The sequence below is a fragment of the Brevundimonas sp. GW456-12-10-14-LB3 genome, assembly GCF_059424365.1.
Window position 1 is genome coordinate 87571 of sequence record NZ_JBWKZJ010000002.1, and the last position, 18813, is coordinate 106383.

The 18813-nt window shown below is 66.3% G+C and carries 16 protein-coding genes; 2 read left to right on the forward strand and 14 right to left on the reverse strand.

The genetic code is table 11. The annotated features are described in order from the left end of the window. Positions 1–30 precede the first annotated feature (30 nt). From AC07XS_RS01430 to AC07XS_RS01450, 5 genes are all read right to left on the reverse strand, one after another. Positions 31–213 (reverse strand): CsbD family protein, encoded by a 183-nt coding sequence (locus AC07XS_RS01430; protein ID WP_182713278.1) that lies wholly within the window; start codon positions 211–213, stop codon positions 31–33. Positions 214–298: 85 nt separating this feature from the next. Continuing rightward, positions 299–742: an NUDIX domain-containing protein gene (locus AC07XS_RS01435; RefSeq protein WP_182713277.1), complete on the reverse strand. Its 444-nt coding sequence runs from the start codon at positions 740–742 to the stop codon at positions 299–301. A gap of 15 nt (positions 743–757) precedes the next feature. Further along, entirely contained in the window at positions 758–1795 is a 1038-nt protein-coding gene (locus AC07XS_RS01440; protein WP_182713333.1) for a histidine kinase dimerization/phosphoacceptor domain -containing protein, read from the reverse strand. 2 nt (positions 1796–1797) lie between these two features. Further along, positions 1798–2220, reverse strand: a complete 423-nt coding sequence (locus AC07XS_RS01445; RefSeq protein ID WP_224761032.1) for a response regulator — start codon at positions 2218–2220, stop codon at positions 1798–1800. After that, positions 2217–3743 (reverse strand): CHASE3 domain-containing protein, encoded by a 1527-nt coding sequence (locus tag AC07XS_RS01450; RefSeq protein ID WP_321207933.1) that lies wholly within the window; start codon positions 3741–3743, stop codon positions 2217–2219. Before AC07XS_RS01450 ends, AC07XS_RS01445 begins: the two co-directional genes overlap by 4 nt. 132 nt (positions 3744–3875) lie before the next feature. Between AC07XS_RS01450 and AC07XS_RS01455 the strand changes: the two genes are divergently transcribed. Then, a complete protein-coding gene (locus tag AC07XS_RS01455) occupies positions 3876–4586 on the forward strand; it encodes a hypothetical protein (protein ID WP_054766493.1) in 711 nt (236 codons plus the stop codon). Positions 4587–4908: 322 nt separating this feature from the next. Next, a complete protein-coding gene (locus AC07XS_RS01460) occupies positions 4909–8565 on the forward strand; it encodes a TonB-dependent receptor domain-containing protein (RefSeq protein WP_182713275.1) in 3657 nt (1218 codons plus the stop codon). A 369-nt stretch (positions 8566–8934) separates the two neighbouring features. Here AC07XS_RS01460 and flhA read toward each other — a convergent pair whose 3' ends face one another. The 9 genes from flhA to AC07XS_RS01505 form a co-directional block, all read right to left on the reverse strand. Next, on the reverse strand, positions 8935–11025 hold the full coding sequence (gene flhA, locus AC07XS_RS01465) for a flagellar biosynthesis protein FlhA (protein ID WP_182713331.1): 2091 nt from the start codon (positions 11023–11025) through the stop codon (positions 8935–8937). Positions 11026–11035: 10 nt separating this feature from the next. After that, the gene (gene bla, locus AC07XS_RS01470; RefSeq protein WP_321207931.1) at positions 11036–11902 is read right to left on the reverse strand and encodes a class A beta-lactamase; all 867 of its coding nucleotides are present in this window, start codon (positions 11900–11902) and stop codon (positions 11036–11038) included. Between the two features lie 32 nt (positions 11903–11934). Then, positions 11935–13350 carry a sigma-54-dependent transcriptional regulator FlbD gene (gene flbD / locus AC07XS_RS01475; RefSeq protein ID WP_054766495.1) on the reverse strand — a complete coding sequence of 472 codons (1416 nt, stop codon included), beginning with the start codon at positions 13348–13350 and terminating at the stop codon, positions 11935–11937. A 46-nt stretch (positions 13351–13396) separates the two neighbouring features. After that, positions 13397–13729: a flagellar motor switch protein FliN gene (gene fliN / locus AC07XS_RS01480; RefSeq protein ID WP_054766496.1), complete on the reverse strand. Its 333-nt coding sequence runs from the start codon at positions 13727–13729 to the stop codon at positions 13397–13399. Further along, positions 13729–14376, reverse strand: coding sequence for a FliH/SctL family protein (locus AC07XS_RS01485; protein ID WP_182713274.1), 648 nt, complete (start codon positions 14374–14376; stop codon positions 13729–13731). Before AC07XS_RS01485 ends, fliN begins: the two co-directional genes overlap by 1 nt. 1 nt (position 14377) lies before the next feature. Next, positions 14378–15412 carry a flagellar motor switch protein FliG gene (fliG, locus tag AC07XS_RS01490; RefSeq protein ID WP_054766498.1) on the reverse strand — a complete coding sequence of 345 codons (1035 nt, stop codon included), beginning with the start codon at positions 15410–15412 and terminating at the stop codon, positions 14378–14380. Then, positions 15412–17055, reverse strand: coding sequence for a flagellar basal-body MS-ring/collar protein FliF (gene fliF, locus AC07XS_RS01495; protein WP_182713330.1), 1644 nt, complete (start codon positions 17053–17055; stop codon positions 15412–15414). The genes fliG and fliF overlap by 1 nt, the downstream gene beginning before the upstream one ends. A gap of 88 nt (positions 17056–17143) precedes the next feature. After that, the gene (locus AC07XS_RS01500) at positions 17144–18163 is read right to left on the reverse strand and encodes an alpha/beta fold hydrolase (protein ID WP_182713273.1); all 1020 of its coding nucleotides are present in this window, start codon (positions 18161–18163) and stop codon (positions 17144–17146) included. After that, positions 18160–18762, reverse strand: a complete 603-nt coding sequence (locus AC07XS_RS01505; RefSeq protein WP_182713272.1) for a uracil-DNA glycosylase family protein — start codon at positions 18760–18762, stop codon at positions 18160–18162. The genes AC07XS_RS01500 and AC07XS_RS01505 overlap by 4 nt, the downstream gene beginning before the upstream one ends. Between the last annotated feature and the right edge of the window lie 51 nt (positions 18763–18813).

The window sequence follows — 18813 nt, forward strand, 5'->3', positions numbered from 1 at the left end:
GCGTTGAACGTCTTTAAATAGTCGGTCGCGTCAGTTGCGATTGTCGCGCAGGCTGTCCTTCACGCCGCCGACCGCGTTTTGGACCTTGCCTTCGACCTGGTCCGCCTTCCCCTCAGCCTGAAGCTTGGAATCGCCGGTCATCTTGCCGACGCCTTCCTTGATCTTGCCGCCGACATTCTTGGCGGAGCCTTCAATACGGTCTTGATCTGGCATGGGAATTCTCCTGTTTCGAGCGACGCCGCGATGGCGCTGCAAGGTGAAGGAGAAACGGGAGCGGGTCCGGGCCGTTCCGTAAGGCTCAGCTTGCCCGACGCAGCCACACCGCGACCGCCCAGGCGTGGGAGTCGTGGCGCAGACGCGACAAAGCCACGGTCGGGTCCAGCCAGACCAGGGTGTGATCGTCCTCGCACTTGGCCTGGGGGTTCTCGGCCGTGACCGTCGCGGTCCAGAAGCCGCCGACGTTGCAGAGGGGCTCGCCGGTGCTTTTCAGATGATACTGGCCCGCCTCGGCGATGCGGTTCAGAGGCGTCACAGAGAGGCCGGTTTCCTCGACGAACTCGCGCACCAGGGCCTCGACCTCGGTCTCCTCGCCATCCACCGCCCCGCCGGGAAGATCGAAATAGGCGCCGGCCGCTCGTTCGACCCGGACGCAGGCGATCAGGCCGTCGCGCTCCACCACGCCGAAGGCCGTGGCGCGGTGGCGATAGTCGAGCGCGGGATTACGAAGGCCGAACTGGAGCATGATGCAGATCCGACCTTAGAGGTCGAACGCCAATTTGGCGCGCACGCCCTTGTGCGCCGCGTCGAACTCGACGGCTGAGCGCAGGCCCGAGGCCATGGCCGAAATGATCTTGCCGCCCAGGCCGGTGCCCTTGGGTGTTCCGTCGCCCAGACCCGGCCCGTCGTCTTCGACCGTCAACAGGGCGCGATGCTCGCCGTCCGGCTTCAGACTGATGCGTATCTCCCCGCCCTGCCCAGGCTGATAGGCGTATTTCACCGCATTGGTGACCAGTTCGGCGACGACGACGCCCAGGGACACGGCCTGGTCCGTCGTGACCCAAAGGGGAGCGGCGTCGATGACCAGACGCGGCGAACCTTCACCGGGCCCGAGCGACTTGGACAGCTCGTCCATCAGGCCTTGCAGATATTCGTCCATGGCCACCCGGCTCATGTCGCCGGAGGTGTAGAGGCGGCGATGGACGTGGGCCACGGCCTCGATCCGGGCCTGGGATTCGCGCAGGGCCTCTCTGGCGCCTTCATCGCTGATGTGGCGCATCTGCAGGGACATGAAGCTGGACACCAGCTGCAGCGAATTGCCGACGCGGTGATTGACCTCGCGCAGCATGGCCTCGGCGCGGTCGCGGGCCAGACGAATCTCTTCCTGGGCGATCTCGTTCTCGCGCTGAAGCCGCCGGCGCAGCAGGGCGTCCTCCAGGGCCGACCGCAGCAGGGCGGTGAAGTCCTCGGACACGTCCTTGATGACATAGTCCGCCGCCCCGGCGCGCAGGGCGGCGACGGCGATCCGCCCGTCCTGGGCCCCCGTCACATAGACCACGGGCGGCGGGGCGGGCAGGGCCAGGATGTCCGGCAGGACGTCCAGACCGTCCCGGCTGGGCATATAGTGGTCCAGGGCGCAGATGTCGTATTCGTTGGCGGCGAGCAGCTCCAAACCCGCGTCGCCGTCCGGGGCGCAGGTGACGGCATAGCCGTGGCGGGTCAGTTCCTTCTCGACCAGCCGCGACAGGCCGCGGTCGTCGTCGATGTAGAGCAGACGGATGGGGCCGGACAGTCCGATCGTTAAATCTCCGGCGCCTGCATGACCGACAGGAAGAGACCCAGCTGACGGATCGCGCCGGCGAAGGACTCATAATCGACAGGCTTGGTGATGTAGACGTTGCAGCCCAGGTCGTAGCAGCGCTGGATTTCGACCTTGTCGTCGGTGGTGGTCAGAACCACGACGGGCGCCCGCTTCAAACGGTCGTCGGCCTTCACCTTTTCCAGAATGTCCGTGCCCGACATGTCGGGCAGGTTCAGGTCCAGCAGGATCAGCAGCGGGCCGTTGGCCAGGATTTCCGCGCTGAACAGATAGTCCAGAGCGGCCCCGCCCTCATCGAAATGCTTGATCTCGTTGCTGATGTTGGCGCGACGGATGTTCTTTTCGATCAGTTTGGCGTGACCGTGGTCATCCTCGACCATGATGATTTTGACGGCTTGCGTCACAGTACGCCTCCAGGTTCCGACAGGATCAGTCGTTTGGGGAATTTCAGGAGGAAAGTCGAGCCCTTGCCAAGCTCGGACTCGATATCGATCGTGCCGCCGATGCGCCGAACGCTGTTGCGGACGAAGGCCAGGCCCAGGCCCTCGCCTCTTCGGTCCTGTTTTCCGGAGCGCCGGAACAGTTCGAAGATGCGTTCGTGGTCCCGCGCGGCGATGCCGCGACCGTTGTCGGCGACCCGGTAGACGACCCAGCCGCCGGGCAGGTCTTCGCCGGATATGACAATTTCGCCAGGGCGGCCGGCGTCCAGATATTTGACCGCATTGTCGATCAGATTGCCCAGAATCTGTTCCATCGACAGGCGGTCGCTTTCGATCGACGGCAGGGCCTCCACCAGGATCTGGGCGCCGGCGGCCTCGGTCTGATGGTGAACGCTGTCGGCGATGTTGCGAGCCATGGCGGTCATGTCCAGGGTCTCCGGCAGGAGATTGCGACGCCCCTCGCGCGACAGGCGCAGGATGGCGTTGATGAGCCGGTCCATCTTTTCGGTCGAGGCGCGGATGAAGCCCAGGGCCTCGGGCATGTCTTCGCGCACGGCGGTGACGATGTCGGCCGACACCTCGCGTTCCGCCTCGGCCTCGGCCAGCCCGCGCTCGATGATCTTTCCGGCCTGCTCCAGTTCGGAGGTGTAGCCCATCACATTGACCAGGGGCGCGCGCAGATCGTGGCTGACGATATAGGCGAAGCGCTGGATTTCCTCATTGGCGCGGGTCAGGGCGGCGGTGCGGTCGCGCACCATGTCCTCCAGGCCGGCGTTGATGGCGGCCACCTCCTCGCGCGCGTGCTGAATCTCGCCGACATAGCGCCGCACCATCCAGGCCGAGAGCAGCGCAAGGACCAGGACCAGCAGGCCGGTGATGGCGTTCATCACCACGGTCATCATGGCGGCGCGCTCGGACACGCGGGTCCGTTCGGCGATGCGCGCGGACTTGAAGGCGTCGAAATCGTCGATGGTCTGGCGCAGCTCGTCCATATAGCGTTTGCCTTCGCCGGACCGCACCGTCTGGATCGCTTGGCCTATGCGGCCCTCACGCGCCAAGGCCAGGGTCGCCTCCATCTCCCTCAGCTTGGCGTCGGAGAGCCTATGGATTTGGGCCACCGGCGCCCGGAGCGTCGGGTCGGCCGCCGCGCCTTCTTCGAGAAACGCCAGGGCAGGCTCGCGCTCCGCGCGCGCCTCCTCAAAGGGCGTCAGGAAATCGCTGCGGCCGGTCAGCAGAAAGCCGCGTTGCGCGGTCTCCGCATTCAGCATGGAGATCAGGACCGTGCGCGACTGGCGGCGCATCTGCTGGGCGTGTTCGATCGCATCGTTAACCGTGGCGGTGCGCTGTATCATGACGAAGGTCGAGATGTTGACCGTCAGCAGCAGGACGAAGGCCAGGACCAGCAGGCCGGTGACGGATCGCGCCAGGGAGGGCGTGCGCACAAAATCGCTGAACCGCGACCAGCTTTGGCTCGAGGGAAGTTTCATGCGGCGCAGCATTAGCGGCGACCGAGGCTGCGTCAAACGGCAGTCACACGAAACTCTTGGGCCTTTCGCGTCTTCTGATGAGTATGGTCTGGCTTGCCGGTCTGCGGCGGGCGGAAAACGGGGGGAAGAGCGATGATCTGGTGGTGGTGGATTTTACCGGCGGCGGCGGCCCTGATTGGCCTGGTTCTGCTGGTCCGCGGCTTGCGCGCCCTGTTCGGCGGCAGGGCGGTGCGGGGCGTGGCGGGCGCGGCGCTCGGCGGCGGCGTCCTCTGGCTGGCGTCCCTGGCGACCCTGTTCGGCCTGAACCTTCAGACCTACGACCGGCTGACCTATGAACGTCCGGTGGCGAGCCTGGAACTGAGGCGCCTCGGGCCGCAGTATTATGAGATCGAGCTGACGCCCCTGTCGCAGGACAGGCCGGCCGCAGCGACCCTCTATCCTGTCCACGGCGACGACTGGCGGATCGACGCCCAGGTGCTGAAGTGGAAACCTTGGGCCAATGTGCTGGGTCTGGATTCCCAATATCGGCTGGAACGCCTGTCGGGTCGCTATCGCACGGTCGAACAGGAGTTGACCGCCGAACGCAGCGCCTATGATCTGGCGGCCATCGAGGAAAACGCCCGCAACGGCGCCCTGCCCTATAAGGTCGAGGCCTGGGACGCGATCCGGCGTTACCGGCGCTACATCGACGCCGCCGATACCCTCTACGGCTCGGCCGCCTATATGCCGATGGCCGAGGGCGCGCGCTATGAGGTCTGGATCACCCAGTCCGGCCTGATCGCCCGCCCGGTCAATGAGGCCGCGCGCGCCGCCTCCGCCGGCGGCTGGACGGTCGCCGACTAGGCCGAATCCACATTCCGCGCCGCCAAGGCACGATGGCGTCCAAGAGTGCGAAGGCGAGGGAGCGCCCCTCCGATCCGTCATGCCCAAAGCCGGCCCCAAAGGCGGCTGTCGATGACAGGTCTCGACAAGGGGGAGCCTAAGCGCTCGTACCGCTGAGGCGGTACAAATACGATTACGTCAGCAACCAGGCGTTTATGATGCAGGAATGCGACACGGTATAATATTGTCGCGCCGCAGGCGGCGGTCTACTCCAATTTACAAGTCGATTGTGTCAGCTCTTCAACAACCGCGGAAGCGGACAGGCGTATCTGGGGGATACAAGATGAAAGTTGCTTTGCTAACCGGCGCCGCAGTGGCCGCCGTACTGGGGGGTCATGCCCATGCCCAGGAAGCCGCACCGGCTCAGACCGTGACCGAAGTCGTCGTAACCGGTTCGCGCATTAAGCGGCCGCAGTTCGACGGGACGATTCCCGGGGTGCAGGTCACCAAGGAAGAAATCATTCAGCGCGGCTTCAACAATGCTTACGACATCGTGCTGAGCCAGCCGATGGTCTATGCCGGCGCCAGTCCTTATGGAAGCAACGGCGGCCAGACCTCAAGCCTGGGCACTGCCTTCGCCGACCTGCTGGGTCTGGGCAGCCAGCGCACCCTGACGTTGGTCAACGGCCGCCGTCAGGTGTCGGGCAACGCCGCGACGCTGTTCGTCACCGGCAACAACGCCGGCTCCCAGGTCGATCTCGGCGCCATTCCGTCGCAGTTGATCGACCGCGTCGACACCCTGACCGTCGGCGGCGCGGCCGCCTATGGGTCGGACGCCATCGCGGGGGTGATAAACTACATCATCAAGGACAAGTACGTCGGCAGCGAGGCGCGCGTCTCTGCGCGGACCTCCGAGCAGGGCGACGCCAACCGCTACAGCTTCAGCGTCATCCACGGTGAGAACCTGATGGATGACCGGGCCAACCTGACCCTGGCCTTCGAAGAAACCAAGACCGACGCCCTGTACGCCGACGCCCGGCCGTGGACGCTCGACGCCGCGACCGGCGTGACCAATGCGTTCAACGGGTCCAAGCGGAACCCGAACTTCGCCGCCAACGCAGCGATTGACATCGCCGGTCTGAACAACGGGGCGTTCCTGCGCAACACCGACGACGGCATCCCGTCCACGGCCTACGCCTACTTCACGCGCAACTCGCTGCAGTATCCGTCGGGTATCGCGTTTACCCCGACGAGTTCCACTGCGGCCTGTCCGACGACGATCGTCGGGGTGACGGCGTGTCTGTTGCCGACGGGTTCGGTCAGCTCGACTTCGCAGTTGGTCCCCGGCATTCCCACCGGCAACGGCCTGTACTTCACCAATGCGCCGTCGGGCACCTTCCCGAACTTCGCGCCGACCTCGCTGCCGACCGGCGTCACGGCTGCGGCCGTGTTCGCCAGGTACGGCGTGACGCCGCCCGCCGGCCTGACCGCCGCCCAGCAGAACACTCTCGCCATCAACGTGCTGCAGAGCAAGCTGCCGACCCTGCGCGAGTATCTGGCCCAGAACCCGAACACCGACATCAACCTGATCGTCGGCTCGCTCTATTCGAACATTCCGCGGATCGCCAATACGGACCCGGCGACTCGGGCGTTGTTCCCCTTCATCGCCAAGCCGGTGCGCTTCAACGCCAACGGCGAGGCCGAAAATTGGTCGTTCGCCAATATCGGGGCGCAGGATCAAGGCACCTTGGGCTCCGCGCCCGGAATCGAAGGCAATAACACCAGCCGCTACAGCCTGATTCAAAACGAGCAGACCCGTAAGAACTTCACGGTCTTCGCGACGTTTGACATCAACGACCGGATCAAGGCCTACAGCCAGAACATCTATTCGACGGTTGAAACGGTGCTGCCGCGAAATGGGGCTTCCGGTAACGCCGTGACCTCCGCCGGGAGCGAGACTTCGGGCATTCTGATCAGCATCAACAACCCGTACCTGAGTGCGACGTCGCAGCAGCTGCTGCGCAGCAGCGGCGCGGTCAATAGCGCCAACAACTTCATCATGTCGCGCACCAACCAGGACATCCTGGGCGACAACCCTCAGCGCGGCGTCACCAACATCGGCAACTTCGCCCAAGGCCTGAAGGGCGACTTCGACTTCCTGCACCGCAACTGGACCTGGGACGTGTCCTACACCTACGGCAAGGCTGATGGTAAGGTCGAGTTCACTGGTATTCGGGACCTGGAGTACCTGCTGGCGATCGACACCGTTCGCGACAGCAGCGGCGCCATCACCTGCCGCGCCAAGACCAACCCTTCCGCCTATCTGGGCAAGAGCCCGTCGGTGATTGTCACCAACCTGGCCGACACTCCGGCGGCGAATGGCCTGGTCGCGAAGCAGCCGTTCCAGCCCGTCGTGACCCAGGCCATGATCGACAGCTGCCAACCGCTGAATCCGTTCGGCTACAATCAGATGACGCAGGCGGCGAAAGACTACGTCACCGCTCAGCAGTTCTACGCCTTCGAGAACGTCCAGACCTTCCTGCAAGGCTCGGTGACCGGGGACCTGTTCGAACTGCCGGGCGGTCCGCTGGGCGTGGCGCTCGCCGCCGAACGCCGCACCACGAAGAACGACTACTGGGTCGATGACGTTTCGCGCTACGGTCGCACGCGATCGGCGGCGATCTCGGCGACTCAGTACGAGACCGAGGCGCAGGAATACGGCGTCGAGGTGAATATCCCCGTCCTGGGCAATGGCTTCAACCTGCCGTTCGCCCAACGTCTGGAAATCAACTCGGCGGTTCGTTGGTCCAAGCAGACCGGCGACGCCGCGACCTTCGTAAACCAGCAAGGTGCGACGGTCAGCCCGACCTACGACGGCGACTGGTCGAAGATCTGGTCGCTCGCCGCCACTTTCCAGCCGATCCGCGACATCACCTTCCGCGGCAATGTCACCCGCTCGATTCGCCAGCCGGACGGCGTCGAGCTGTTCTTGGGCGGTCAGGCTTCCTTCACGTCGATGAGCGACCCCTGCGCAGTCGGCAATATCAACTCGGGCCTGAACCCGGCGACGCGGAAGGCCAACTGTATCGCCGCTGTTCGCGCGGCGGGCTACGCATCGACCAACGCCGAAGCCGAAACCTTCCTCAGCACCTTCAGTCCCGGCACGCCTTCGGTGCTGGGCGCCCGCTTCGGCAACGATGAACTGAAACCGGAGCGCGGCGAAAGCTGGACGGCGGGCGTGGTGCTTGAACCGCGCTACGTGCCGAACCTGCGGATGTCGTTCGATTACATCGACATCCAACTGAAGGACCAGCTGACCCGCGTCTCGGCGGAACAACTTCTGACCTACTGCTACGACTCCGCGTCCTATCCGGACAATAGCGGCCAGTTCGGTCTGAACACCTGCGGCTCGGTTCCGCGGTACACGTCGGGGACGGAGCCGAACCCCAGCCGCGCGTTCAGCGTCAACGACGGCTGGCAGTCCACATATCTGAACCTGGCTCAGACCAACCTGCGCGCCGCCAACATCGTCGTCGTCTATCGCAAAAAGCTGGCGGAGCTGTTCGGGTCGTCGAGCGACTGGGGCAGCGTGTCGGTGAACAGCAACCTCTACCGCGTCTACGAGTCGAGCTTTAGCCCCACGGGTCTGGCGGGCGACACCGAGCAGTATCTCGGCAGCATCGGCACGCCGAAGTGGCAGAGCAACACCACGATCGGCTACACGCGCAAGAGAATCTCCACCAGCCTGAACTTCTACACGCAGTCCGACACCATCCGCTTCAACGGTTCGGTGCCGGCGACGATCGAACAGAACGCCTACCTCGACCGCAAGGGCTACGCCATATACAACCTGTATGTCGGCTATCAGCTCAACGATGAGGTCGATGTGCGTTTCAACGTCAACAACCTCTCCAATAAACGGTGGGAAGAGGAGGCGGTCGGCGCCATCTACAGCACGGTTGGCCGCACCTTCCAGTTCAGCATCAACGGGCGCTTCTAGAGCCTGATCTGTTGCCCAGGAATCGCCTCGCGGTTCCGCTGACGCCTTAATCAGGCTCCAGATTAGGGCGAGAGCAGGACCCATCCTTCTGCCGGAACCGCTGCGCGGTTCCGGCAGAAACGATTCTGCTCTGGCGGCTCTGGCCAGGCGATCAGCAAGCAAACCCGTCGTCTGAGGCTCTCACAGGCCACGTCACCTTGGCGGTCAGCCGCCTCGGCAACACCCCCACAGCCTGATCGGCGCACCCTTTTTTGGGCCTGAACCTCGGCCGATCGCGGTCTGCAGACGGGCCCTGCCCAAGGTCCAGTCCAACATCCGATACAGGTTGATCGGTCCTTGATCGGATCGCAGACCATGGTTTGGATTGCTCTAGACCTGGCCCAGGGTCCGAAGCTTGGCGCGGGGGTGGATTTCGTTCTGGCTCATGACCACCGTCTGGCCCCGGAACCGCTCGATGATCGAGCGGACATAGGGGCGAGTCTGGGGCCCGGTCAGCAGGACGGGATTCTCGCCGGACATGGCGATCCGTTCGAAGGTGTCGCGGACGGCGCGGATGAAGTCCTGCAGCCGCGACGGCGCCATGGCCAGCTGCTTGTCCTCGCCGCCGCCGATCAGGCTTTCGGCGAAGGCGTTCTCCCATTCGGGCGACAGGGTGACGATCGGCAGGGCGCCGTCGCCGCCCTGGTGCTGCCAGCACAGCTGACGGGCCAGGCGGGCGCGGACGTGTTCGACCAGGGTGGTGACGCTGGTGCTGTGGGGCGCGGCCTCGGCCAGCCCTTCCAGAATGGCGGGCAGATCGCGGATCGACACCTTCTCGCGCAGCAGGGCCTGAAGCACCCTTTGCAGGGTGGTGACGCTGACGACGCTGGGGATCAGCTCCTCGACCAGCTTCTTCTCTTCGGTTCCCAACTCCTTCAGCAGCTTCTGCACCTCGCCGTAGGACAGCAGGTCCGCCATATTCTCCTTCAGGATCTCGGTCAGGTGCGTCGTCAGGACCGTGGAAGGATCGACCAGCGTATAGCCGTGGAAGGTCGCTTCTTCGCGCAGGGTTTCGCTGATCCAGGTGGCGGGCAGGCCGAAGGCGGGCTCGCGCATATGTTCGCCCGGCAGATCCACCTGCCCCCCCGCCGGGTCCATCGCCATCAGATGCCCTAGACGCACCTCGCCCGCCCCAGCCTCCATCTCCTTGATGCGGATGGCGTAGCCCTGGGTCGGCAGGCGCATATTGTCCAGGATGCGGACCTGCGGCATGACGAAACCGTATTCCTGAGCCAGCGACCGACGGAGCGCCTTGATCTGATCGGTCAGACGCCGCCCTTCCAGATCATTGATCAGGCTGAGCAGCGAATAGCCCAGCTCGATCTTGACCTCGTCGATCGTCAGCACGTTCGAGATCGGCTCTTCGACCTCCTCCTTGGGGGCGGCCGCAGCGGCGACCTCGGCCTCCGTCGGCTGGGGCTTGAGCCTTTGGCGGCCCAGGCGCCAGGCCATGAAGCCGGAACCGATGGCCAGGGCGGCAAAGGGGATCAGCGGCATGCCGGGGATCAGGCCGATCAGACCCGCCGCCCCCGACACCACGCCCAGAGACACGGGGTTGGTGGCCAGCTGGGTCACCAGGGCCTTGTCCGCCGTGCCCTCGACGCCGGCCTTGGACACCAGGAAGCCGGCGGCGATCGAGATGATGATGGCCGGCACCTGGGTGACCAGACCGTCGCCGATGGTCAGCTGCACATAGGTGTTGGCGGCGTCCATGGCCGGCATGCCGTGCTGCAGGGTGCCGATCAATATGCCGCCGATGGCGTTGATGAAGGTGATGATCAGGCCGGCGACGGCGTCGCCGCGCACGAATTTGGAGGCGCCGTCCATGGCCCCGAAGAAGGTCGATTCCTGCTCCAGCTCCTTGCGGCGCAGCTTGGCCTGATCCTCGGTGATCAGTCCCGAAGACAGGTCGGCGTCGATCGCCATCTGCTTGCCCGGCATGGAGTCCAGGGTGAAGCGGGCCGAGACTTCGGCGATCCGGGTCGAACCCTTGGTGATGACGACGAAGTTCACCACCAGGATGATGGCGAAGATGATCACCCCGATGATGAAATTTCCGCCCATCATCAGCTCGCCGAAGGCGTTGATCACCTGGCCGGCGCTGTCGTGGCCTTCCTGACCGTGGGTCAGGATCAGCCGCGTCGAGGCCAGGTTCAGGCCCAGGCGGAACAGGGTCGAAACCAGCAGAACCGTCGGGAAGATGGCGAAGTCCAGCGGCTTCTTCATCATCACGGCGGTCATCAGGATCAGCACGGACGAGACCAGCGAGATCGCCAGCAGCAGGTCCAGCAGCATCTTGGGGATCGGCAGGATCAGCAGCATGATCACGCCGATCACACCGACCGCCATCAGCACCTCGCCGCGGTTGACCCAGCTCAGCACGTCGCGACCCGTGGGGCGCGCCATGCCGTCCTTCATCATGATCGGCGCATCAGTCACGGCCCAGGGCCTTCAGGGCGCGGCGGGTCGCCTCGGCGATCACGGCGTCGCGCTGATCGTCAGTCGCGGAGGCGGCGCCGGTGAAATAGGCGGCGATGATGACCGGCGAACCGCTGAGCGGGGTCAGCATGCCCACGTCGTTCGTCGTGCCGCGGGCGCCCGAACCGGTCTTGTGCGCGACGCTCCAACCCTCGGGCGCGCCCGCCTTGATCCGGTTGGGGCCGGTCGGGGAGGCGGTCAGCCAGCCGTGCAACAGGGCGTCGTGCGCCGGCGTCAGTCGATCGCTGAAGGCCATTTCGCGGATGTTGGCGACGGTCTGTTCCGGCAGGCAGGTGTCGCGCGGATCGTCAGGCAGGGCGGTGTTCAAGTCCGGCTCCAGCCGAGAGATGACGGTCGTCGTGTCGCCGAAGGTCGGCCACCACGAACGCCATACGCCGATTCCGCCCATCTCGCGGATCAGGATATTGGCGGCCGGATTGTCGCTGACCTCCACCGCCGCCTGCATTAGTTCGCGGATGGTGAGCGTCCGCCCCACCGCCTTTTCGGTCACGGGCGCATGGGGAATGATGTCGGCCGAGGTGATGCGGACCGGCCGGTCCAGCCTTTCCTCGTCCCGCTGCACCCTTTGCAGGATGGCCGCCGCCAGAAAGGGTTTGAAGGTCGAGCAGAAGGGAAACCGCTCCTGGCTGCGCCACAGCGCCCGCACCCCGCTGCCGACGTCCAGGGCGGCGACGCCCAGCCGCCCGCCCCACCGCGTCTCCAGATCGTTCAGGAACAGGTCCGGGGCCGCCTCGGCCTTGACCTTGGTCTGGCTGCGCGGCGTGCAGGCGGCCAGGCCCAGCGCGCCTGCGCCGGCCATCAGCCTCCGCCTGTCCAGACCGCGCCCCATGCTCAGGCGGCGTAGCCCGAGGCCGAGACGCCGGACTGCGGGGCGGGAATGACCGTCCCCTCCTCGGCGTATTCGTTCAGCTTGTTGCGCAGGGTCCGGATGGAGATGCCCAGGATGTTGGCCGCATGGGTGCGATTGCCCAGACAGTGGGTCAGGGTATCCAGGATCAGGGTCTTCTCCATCGCCGCCACCGTCTGGCCGACGAAGCTGCGGGTCACGGCGTCGGCCGCCTGGGCCGCCCGGGCCGCAACGCCGCCGCCATAGGGGTTCCCCACGGCCGCCGTTCCCATCATGCCGCCGCCTTCCGCCGTCAGCGGCTGGCCGTCCGGCAGGCGGATGGCGTCCACATCGATCTCGGGTCCGGTCGCCAGCAGCACGGCCCGGTGCATGGCGTTTTCCAGCTCACGGACGTTGCCGGGCCAGCGGTGGGCGCTGATCGCCTGACGCGCCCGCGCCGACATCGGCCGCTCGGGCACGCCGTTGGCCGCCGCATATTTCTTGATGAAGTGATCGGCCAGCACCCCGATGTCGCCCGGCCGTTCGCGCAGGGCCGGCAGGCGCAGATTGACGACGTTCAGCCGGTACAGAAGGTCTTCGCGGAACGTGCCTTCCGCCACGGCCTTGGCCAGGTCGCGGTTGGAGGTGGCGATGATGCGGATATTCACCGGCACGGGCTTGGAGCCGCCCACCCGGTCGATCACCCGCTCCTGGATGGCGCGCAGCAGCTTGGCCTGGAGCCGGGCGTCCATCTCGGAGATTTCGTCCAGCAGCAGGGTGCCGCCGTCGGCCTCTTCGAACTTGCCGATCCGGCGGGCGACGGCGCCCGTGAAGGCGCCCTTCTCGTGACCGAACAGTTCCGATTCCAGCAGATTATCGGGAATGGCCGCGCAGTTGACGCTGATGAAGGGCTTTTCGGACCGGCGCGAATGGTCGTGCATGTAGCGCGCCATCACCTCCTTGCCGACGCCGCTTTCGCCGGTGATCAGGATGGAGGCTTCGGAGCGCGCCACCTGATCGGCCAGTTGCAGCACCGCCTTCATCGCCGGATCGGCCGAGATCATCGGCTTTTCGTCGTCGGCGACGGCGGCCAGGACCGCCGCTATCATCTCCGCATCGGGCGGCAGGGGGATGAACTCCTTGGCCCCGGCCTTGATGGCGGCGGCCGCCTCGCGGGCGTCGGCGTCGACCCCGAAGGCCACCACCGGCACAGTGATCCGCTCGGCCTCGTTTGCGGCGATCAAGGCGGCGATGTCGAGCTGATAATCGACCATCAGCAGGTCGGCGCCCTGCCCCCGTCGAAGCTGTTCTGTCGCCTGATCCGCGCGCTCGACGTGACTGACCTTGGCGCCGTGCGCCATGGCCATCTTCACCGCCGAAGCGAGCTGTCCGCTCAGTCTGCCTACCACCAGAAGACGCATCGTTCTTCTCCTCTAATCCTTCACCCGGTCCGACGCGCAGCGCGCGTCAGCCGCCCGAGTCCTCAGTCTTGATGATTTCCGTCATGGTCACGCCCAGCCGATCCTCGACCACGACGACCTCGCCGCGCGCGATCAAACGGTTGTTGACGAAAATGTCGATCGCCTCGCCGACCTTGCGGTCCAGCTCCAGCACCGAACCCTTGTTCAGCTTCAGCAACTGAGCGACCGACATGTGCGACTTGCCCAGCACGGCCGAGATATTGACCGGAACCTCGAACACCGTCGCCAGATCGGCGGCGGTTTTTTCGCCCGCGTCGTCGGCGACGGCCAGGGCGGTGGAGTCGGGAAATTCCTCGAGCGATAGATCGTCGGAGGCCATCAGAACTCACTCCGGTCGGTGTGGATTGGGGGTTCGGCGTGTCCCGCCTCGGCCGCCAGGGCGGCGCTCAGGGCCTCCGCGACGCGGGCGGCGGAACCTTCGGGATCGTGATCGGCGCGACCGTCGGCCCACTCCAGCTGGAAGGCGGCGACCGCCATGCCGGGTTCGTCGCGGAAGGCGACGACGCCGGTGAAGCCGCTGTCGGCGCAGGCCTGTTCGATTTGGCCGCGCACCACCTCGTCCAGGCCCGAGGCCCGGATCACCAGGCGCGGCGAGGCGTCGATCTCTTGAGCCAGGGACTCCAGGGCGGCGCGCAACGGCGCCTGGGGGAAGCGGTGCAGGGCGGCGTCGGCGATGGCCCGCGCCGCCGCCAGGGCCAGGTCGGCGGACTGTTCGCGATGGGTCTGGGCGACGGTTCGCAGCGACGGCAGGGCGGCGGCGGCGGCCTGGGCGATGTTGGTCAGGGCCATGGCCCGGATGTTTTCGACCTCGGCGAGGGCCTCCTGGCGCGCCTCCAGCCGGGCGGTGGCGACCAGGGCCTCGACCTCTGCGGGCATGTAGCTGCGCTTGACCGGCTTCCAGGCGCCGGCGCGCACCACCGCGCCGTCGGCGTCGAACTCGGTGTCAAAGGCGAAGGGGGTGCTCATGTCAGTAGATCAACTCGTCGTCGGAGCCTTGGCCGGCCAGCATGATCTCGCCGCGCGCGGCCAGATCCTTGGCGACCTGGACCATGGCCATCTGGGCCCCATCCACGTCCTTCAGCCGCACCGGCCCCATGGACTCCATGTCTTCGCGCAGGATCTTGGCGGCGCGTTCGGACATGTTGGAGAAGAACATCTCCCGCAGCCCTTCGGAGGCCCCCTTCATCGCCAGGCCCAGCGAGTCCTTGTCCACGGCCCGCAGAAGGGTCTGAACCCCGCCCGGATCCAGCTTGGACAGGTCTTCGAAGACGAACATGAGGGCGCGGATGCGTTCGGCGGATTCGCGGTTGCGCTCTTCCAGGGCGCCGATGAAGCGCGCCTCGGTCTGTCGGTCGAAACTGTTGAAGATGTCGGCCATCATTTCGTGGCTGTCGCGCTTGGAGGTGCGCGCCAGGTTCGACATGAATTCGGTGCGAAGGGTCGCCTCGATCTTGTCCAAGATTTCGCGCTGGACAGGCTCCATCCGCAGCATCCGCTGGACGCATTCCAGGGCGAAATCCTCCGGCAGGGCCGTCAGCACCCGGGCGGCGTGGTCGGACTTCACCTTGGACAGGATGACGGCGACGGTCTGGGGATATTCGTTCTTCAGATAGTTGGCGAGAACCGCCTCGTTCACATTGCCCAGCTTGTCCCACATGGTCCGGCCGGCCGGACCGCGGATTTCCTCCATCAAGCCGTCGACGCGATCCTTGGGCAGGAAGGCGCTGAGCAGCTTCTGGGTCTGTTCGAAACTGCCCATGACGGCGCCCGTGCCCGACAGGCCGGACACGAACTCCAGCATCAGGGCCTCGACCGCCTCGGCCGTCACATTGCCCAGGGTCGCCATGGCCTGGGAGATCTCCTTGACCTCCTCGTCGTCCAGCCTCTCCCACAGGGCGGTGTGGTCTTCGCCCAGGGCCAGCAGGATGACGGCCGCCTTCTCGGGGCCGGTCAGCCGATTGGGGTCCTCGATGACCGGCTTTTTCGAAACCAGCTTGGCCATCAGCCTTCCGCCACCCAGTTGCGCAGGATGTTGGCGGCCTCGTCAGGATGGGCCTGGACGAAGTCGGCGACCTTCTTGACCGAAGACGCCTTCACCTGCCCTTCGATACGGGCGATGTCGATCTTCTGGTCCATCTCGTTGGGCGCCGGCAGTTGGACCAGCTGGGGCTGTCCGTCCGGGCCGATGACCGTCGTCGTCAGGGCGGTGACAGGCGTTCCATCCGGACCGGCCAGGGCCGGCACGCCCGGCGCCCCGCCGCCCGAACCGGCCGTCTTCAGCAAGGGGCGCAGGACGAAGAAGATCAGCAGAAGCGCCACCACCGCCAGAATGCCCAATTCAATCAGGCGCATGATGTCGGCCTTGGAGAAGTCCAGCAGCGAGGGCTTGTCGTCCAGGCCGCCCGGCAGGCCGGTATCGCGGTTGAAGCGGACGTTGATGACCTCGATCTTGTCGCCGCGGGCCTCGTCTATGCCGGCCGCCGCCGCGACCAGGGACTTGATCTGAGCGATCTCTTCGGCTGAGCGCGGCGTATAGGTCGGCTCTCCCTTGCCGTCGGCGGCCGGGGTCCATTTGCCGTCCACGGCGACCGCGACGGCCAGCTTCTTGACCTCGCCCGGCTCCTTGGTGGTCGTGGTAGTGGTGTTCGAGATTTCGTAGTTGGTCGTCTCGGCGTTCTCGGCGGTGGTCGAGCCGGCGGGCGTGGTCGCGGGCGGGGCGCCGCCGGGGATGTTGTTCGCCGCCGTCACGCCGCCGTCGTTCTGGCCGGTCGTGTCCGAGGACTGCGAGCCGTTGGCCGTGGTCGAGCGCACGACCTGGCCGTCCGGGTCGAACTTTTGCTCCTGGGTGGTGGAGCGGCTTTGGTCGATGTCCGCCGTCACCTGGACCCGCGCCGAGCCGACGCCGACGACGCCCTCGACGATGTCCTTGATGCGCGCCTGAAGCTGGGCCTCGGTATTGCCCTTGGTTTCAGCCGCAGAGGCCGAGGTGAAGCCGCCGTCGTCGCCGGCCGCCAGGGTGCGGTTGTTCTGATCGGCCACAGTGACCCGGTCCGGCTTCAGATTGGGCACGGACGAGGCCACCAGATTGCGGATGGCCCGCACCTGATCCGCCGTCAGATCCCGCCCGCCCAGACCGACCAGGACGGCGGCGGTGGGTTCGCCCGCAGCAGAGGTGAACATCTCGCGGCGCGGCATGGTGATGTGGACGCGGGCGGCGGTGATGCCGCGCATCGACATGATGGTGCGGGCCAGTTCGCCTTGCAGGGCGCGCTGTTCGTTCAGCTGCTGCTGGAATTCGGTCTGGCCCAGGACCGACTGATTGTCGAAAATTTCGTAGCCGACCGAGCCGGAGGTCACGAGACCCTTTTCGGCGATCAGCATCCGCGCCGTGCCCACGTCGTCGCGATTGACCATGACGGTCGAGCCGTCGCCCTTGGAGGCGTATTTGATGCCGGCCTGTTGCAGGGCGGCGGTGATTTCGCCGGCTTCGCGCAGATCGAGGTTGGAATAGAGCAAGGCGTCCGGCGCTTGGCCCACGCGCAGCATGACGGCGACCAGGACGGCGGTCACGCCCGCGGCGACGCCGAGGACGGCGGCCAGACGACCGATCCCGAACTTCTGCAACGCCGCCGTAAAGCCGCCCACGCGCCCACGCCCCAAACTCACGGGAGACACCGACGCCCCGCTAGGCAGAAAATGCCGTGTCGATGGTAAATGGGCCGTTAAGAGACCTTTACGGGCGAACCGCCGCTTCCAGCTCAGTCAGGACCGGTGGCGCGCCGGACGGCAGGGCCGCCCTGGGATCCTTCAGCCAGGCGGCGATGTCGCGATAGACGATCTCGGCGTCCAGATCGCGGTCCAGCAGGTGCCAGCTGTCGGGATACCAGGCCGTCTTCAGGGCGCCGCCCTCGGCCACGGCCCTTTGCAGGGCCTTCTTCATCTGATCCCTTTTGACGATCTCATCGTGCGCGCCGTACATCAGAAGGGCGTCGCCGCGGATGCGGCCCAGGCTGCGCGACGCCGTCTCCATCAGATCGACCAGGCCGTAGATGGTGTCGAACCGGGTGGCCAGGATGCTTTGCGGGTCGCGGCCGTTGCGGACCAGCTCCAGCGTGTTGCTGGAGACGTGGATGTCGCGCGTGATGAAGCTGGGCGGCTCCAGGGCCACGCCGCCCGCCAGACGCGCGGCGATGTTCAGGACGGCGCTGTTCAACGGCCCCTGGGTCGACCAGCCCCAGACGCCGGGCGCCAGCAGCACCACCCGGTCGGCGTCGGGCGGATCGTCCGATCCGAAGGCGGCGGCGGCCACCGATCCCCCCATGCTCTCGCCGACCACGGCGATGACGGCATGGGGATGGCGCGCGCGGGCCAGGGCCGTCGCCTCGCGCAGGTCCTGGGTCATCTTGGCGGTCCCCGCCCAGACGCCCCGCCCCGGCGCCGCGCCGAAGCCGCGCTGGTCATAGGCCCAGGTCTCGATTCCCTGTTCGGCCCACCAGGGTCCGGCCAGTCGGAAGCTGGCGGCGTGGTCGTTCATACCGTGCAGGGCGACGATGACCGCCCAGGGCTCGCGGTCGGTCGGGCCCCAGCGCATCAGAGGCAGACGCGCCCCGTCCGACATGACCAGGGCGTGATCCTCCACGTGCGGCCCGGCGAAGCCCGGCGGAGGCGTCATCGGCGGCTGGATATGGGGCGCGGCGCAACCGGTCAGGCCCAAGACCAATCCTGCGGCCGCGATCAGTCCTCTGGAGGTCATGCGCGCATCCTCATCGGCGTTAAGATCGAGGCGACGCGCATCCGCAGATAGGGGATCACCTCGTCCTCAAACCACGGGTTCCGTCTCAGCCAGGCCGTATTGCGCCAGGACGGGTGCGGAAGCACCAGATGGTCGGGGGCGTAGTCCCGCCAGGCCCGCACCGTTTCGGTCATATTACGTTGGGTTCGTGCGCCCAGGGCCCAGGCCTGGGCATAGCCGCCGACCAGAAGCGTCAGCTCCATCTGCGGCAGGGCCTGCATCAGCGACGGCCGCCACAGGTCGGCGCAGCGCGCGGGCGGCGGATAGTCGCCCCCTTTCGGCGCCGTGCCGGGATAGCAGAAGGCCTGGGCCGCCACCCCGATGCGGCGGTCGGCGTAGAAGGTCTCATAGTCCACCCCCATCCAGTCGCGCAGCCGGTCGCCAGACGGATCGGTGAAGGGCAGGCCGCTTTCATGCACCCGCCGCCCCGGCGCCTGGCCGCAGATCAAGAGCCGCGTCTCGGGAAAGACCCGAACCACCGGGCGCGGCGTATGCGGCAGCACGCCCGCGCAGGCGCGGCAGGCGCGGATGTCGCTCAGAAGGGCGTCGAGACTTCCCACGCCCCGCTCATCCCCGCGAAGGCGGGGACCCAGATCATTGGGGGCTTCCGT